Source organism: Candidatus Albibeggiatoa sp. nov. BB20, from assembly GCA_016744725.1.
GTDB lineage: Bacteria > Pseudomonadota > Gammaproteobacteria > Beggiatoales > Beggiatoaceae > Albibeggiatoa.
Genome location: JADGDW010000258.1, coordinates 1 through 3,535 on the forward strand (window position 1 = coordinate 1; position 3,535 = coordinate 3,535).

At 36.8% G+C, this 3,535-nt stretch carries 4 protein-coding genes; all 4 read left to right on the forward strand.

The window, feature by feature from the left end:
- Positions 1 to 314: 314 nt before the first annotated feature.
- The 4 genes from ABXH34_RS18225 to ABXH34_RS18240 all read left to right on the forward strand — a co-directional run bounded on the left by ABXH34_RS18225 (position 315) and on the right by ABXH34_RS18240 (position 3,443).
- Entirely contained in the window at positions 315 to 1,277 is a 963-nt protein-coding gene (locus ABXH34_RS18225; RefSeq protein ID WP_353573313.1) for a DNA-methyltransferase, read from the forward strand.
- The gene (locus tag ABXH34_RS18230) at positions 1,274 to 1,843 is read left to right on the forward strand and encodes a BglII/BstYI family type II restriction endonuclease (protein ID WP_353573314.1); all 570 of its coding nucleotides are present in this window, start codon (positions 1,274 to 1,276) and stop codon (positions 1,841 to 1,843) included. The genes ABXH34_RS18225 and ABXH34_RS18230 overlap by 4 nt, the downstream gene beginning before the upstream one ends.
- A 54-nt stretch (positions 1,844 to 1,897) precedes the next feature.
- Entirely contained in the window at positions 1,898 to 2,368 is a 471-nt protein-coding gene (gene smpB, locus ABXH34_RS18235) for an SsrA-binding protein SmpB (protein WP_353573315.1), read from the forward strand.
- Positions 2,369 to 2,465: 97 nt separating this feature from the next.
- A complete protein-coding gene (locus ABXH34_RS18240) occupies positions 2,466 to 3,443 on the forward strand; it encodes a zinc-binding dehydrogenase (protein WP_353573316.1) in 978 nt (325 codons plus the stop codon).
- Positions 3,444 to 3,535: the final 92 nt, after the last annotated feature.

The following is a 3,535-nucleotide window of genomic DNA, read 5'->3' on the forward strand; positions in this document are numbered from 1 at the left end:
TTGCGACGTAGGCGTGTTTGTACTTATGATGAGGCTTTTGGATTGATTTTTAAGCGGGTTAAACCTGCTTTATTTGCAGCTCAGCAACAGATTCAAAGTTTATAACCAGTCAATTGACTATAATCATTTATCAGATATATATTTTTAAAACTAAAAACCAGGTTTACACAGCAATGAGGAAAATATACCGTTTTATTGATTTATTTGCAGGGATTGGTGGTATTCGAATTGGTTTCGAAACCATTTTTCAGCAACACGCACAATTTTGCCTCTAAATTTGCTAATTTTTAAATAGTTCTTTAAAGGACTTCATCTTGTTACTTGAAAAACAAAACTTTAATTTGCTTATTAATCCGTATTTTGTATCTGAGTTTGATGCTTTGCTTGCTCATTGTGATACCTTGGATTTATTAAAAACCATTCCAGATAAAAGTATTGAATTAATTGTCAGCTCTCCGCCTTATAATTTAGGTAAATCGTATGAAAACCGTCAATGTTTTAAAACATACCTCGGTTTTCAAAAAAAGGTTATTGAGGAATGTTACAGAATACTAAAGCCAGAGGGTAATTTTTGTTGGCAAGTGGGTAATTATATTGATAAAGGTGAAGTGTTTCCGCTTGATATTTATTATTACGATATCTTTAAGTTTGATTTAAATATGAAGTTGCGTAATCGAATTGTTTGGCATTTTGGACATGGATTACATGCTTCTAAAAGGCTTTCAGGACGCTATGAAACGATACTTTGGTTTTCCAAATCTGATGATTATATTTTCAATTTAGATCCTGTACGTATCCCTTCTAAGTATCCAGGAAAACGCCATTTTAAAGGTGATAAAAAAGGGCAATTATCGGGTAATCCAAAAGGTAAAAATCCATCTGATATTTGGGAAATATTGAATGATGATTTTGATAGTTGTCTGTGGGACATTCCGAATGTTAAATCCAATCATCCTGAAAAAACCATACATCCTTGTCAATACCCTATTGAATTAGTTGAAAGGCTTATTTTATCAATGAGTAATGAACAAGGTATTGTATTTGATCCATTTATGGGTGTAGGGTCTACATTATTAGCTGCGTTGTTACATAACAGAAGAGCTATTGGAGTTGATAAGGAGAAGCAGTATTGTGATATAGCAGAATCCAGAATTAAATCATTAGTGGAAGGAAAGTTAAAAAAAAGGCAGTTGGGCAAATCTGTACATAAGCCTTCTGGCAAAATTTCACAACAACCGATGGAATGGCAAGTAGGACAACAGGAAAAATTATTATGATTATTGCAGCAGAATATTCTTTTAATAAAGGCAAAGAGGTGATTGAAAATCGATTTCCAACGTATTTGGCTGAAATTAAACAAGTGATTAGTTGTGTTGATGCGGCAAGTTGTAAGAATAAGAAAAGCAAAGAAAAAACCATGACTGATAAGATGTTGTATAGTCCTATTGAGTTAAATAATGAATTCAAAAAATATTTTCATCCGAAAGATTGGCATAATTATAAAGTGACGTGTGATTATTCTAATGAGCATTATGTTGGAGGTTATCAGCCTAAATCTGTTGGTAGAACCCCTTATAGAGACATGGATTTTGTAAAAGAAGCTGTGGGTGTTGAGGTGCAATTTGGAAAGTATGCTTTTATGGTTTATAACGTTTGCGCAAAGATGACTATTTTTGGAAAACTTGCAAATATACAAGTGGGGGTTGAGATTGTACCTATTAAGGATTTAGCAGATCAAATGTCTACAGGTGTGAGCTATTTTGAACAGTTTGTTTGGGATTTGAAAAATCGTGGGATTTCCAATATTGATTTACCCGTCTTAATTTTAGGCATCGCACCGTAATAATATAAAACAACATACAAGACAATAATTTGATATTCAAAAGGAAAAAATAAAATGGCAGCTAAAAAATCTAAAGTGCCTGATAATACGATTTGTTTAAATAAAAAAGCAGGCTATGACTTTTTCTTTTTAGAGAAATATGAAGCAGGCTTAGTATTAGAAGGTTGGGAAGTAAAAAGCTTGCGTGCGGGCAAAGCCCAATTACGAGACTCTTATGTGATTATTAAAGGTGGTGAAGCATTTTTGCTAGGCTCATTAATTACACCTTTATCGACAGCATCCACCCATATTAGTCCTGAGCAGCAACGCACTCGTAAATTATTGTTACACAAACAACAGCTAGATACATTGATTGGTGCAGTGGAACGCAAAGGCCAAACCGTCGTACCAATCAGTATGTATTGGATGAGAGGCAAAGCAAAATTACAAATTGCACTTGCGAAAGGTAAAAAAGAGTTTGATAAACGTGATACTGAGAAAAATCGTGATTGGCAGCGCGAAAAAGAACGGTTATTTAAACGCTAAGAGCAAAGGAAGGTTGGAAAACATTTAATCCTTGTTCCTAACCATTTTTGCAGTTAAACCCACCACTTTTAAGCATGGTATTTTAAAGGAGAGGTTTGTGAGAGCTTACGTGATAAGTCGTGCAGGTGATCCAGAAGTCTTGGAGCTGAGAGAAGTACCAGACCCTAAACCTAAGAAAGGCTGGGTACTTATTCAAGTTAAAGGCTTTGGCCTCAACCGAAGTGAATTATATACCCGTCAAGGATATAGTGGTAATGCTGTGTCCTTTCCTCGTATTTTAGGCATTGAATGTGTGGGAGAAGTGCTGGATGCTGGAGAAACCGACCTTGTTATTGGACAAAAAGTCGCAGCAGCAATGGGTGATATGGGTAGAAAACACGATGGCGGCTATGCTGAAATGGCGGTTTTACCTCGCAGCCATATTTATCCAGTTCATACTACTTTGGCTTGGGAACAACTGGCAGCTCTTCCAGAAACCTATTTAACCGCATGGGGCGTTGTTAATGAAACCATTGCGTTTCAACATGGCCAACAAGCTTTAATTCGTGGTGGCTCAAGTGCATTAGGCTTGGCTGCGATGAATATTTTACAAGATTTAGGTGTGCGTGTATTTGCAACCACCCGTAGCGAAGCCAAAGCAGAGAAATTAATACAAGCTGGCGTTGATGAAGTCATTTTAGATTCTGGTGCAATTGCCAGAGAGGTCAGAACAAAAACGGATGGCGGTGTTGATGGGGTGGTTGAAGTGGTTGGATTGCCAAAAACAATAAAAGATAGTTTGCTCTGTTGCCGTAAGCGTGGTGTTGTGGGAATGGTTGGCTTTTTAGGCAATGACTGGAATTACAATTTTTTCCCATGGATGCCCTCCACGGTACGTTTATCATTTTATAGCTCTGAAACGTTAGAGAAAAATTACGCAACCCCAGTATTGCAACAGATTATACAAAAGGTTGAATTAGGCACATATAAAACCAATATCGACCGCGTATTTGATTTTGAAGAATTACATGAAGCACATCAAATCATGGAAAATAATCAAGCGTCAGGCAAACTAGTAGTGATGACGGGAAACTAAACAACCACCCGCTAAAGACGGGTGGGTTAGAGGCTTGGCGGCTGAAAGCCGGGATACAGGGCGACCAAGCCCTGTTGTCATTAAAGAATTAG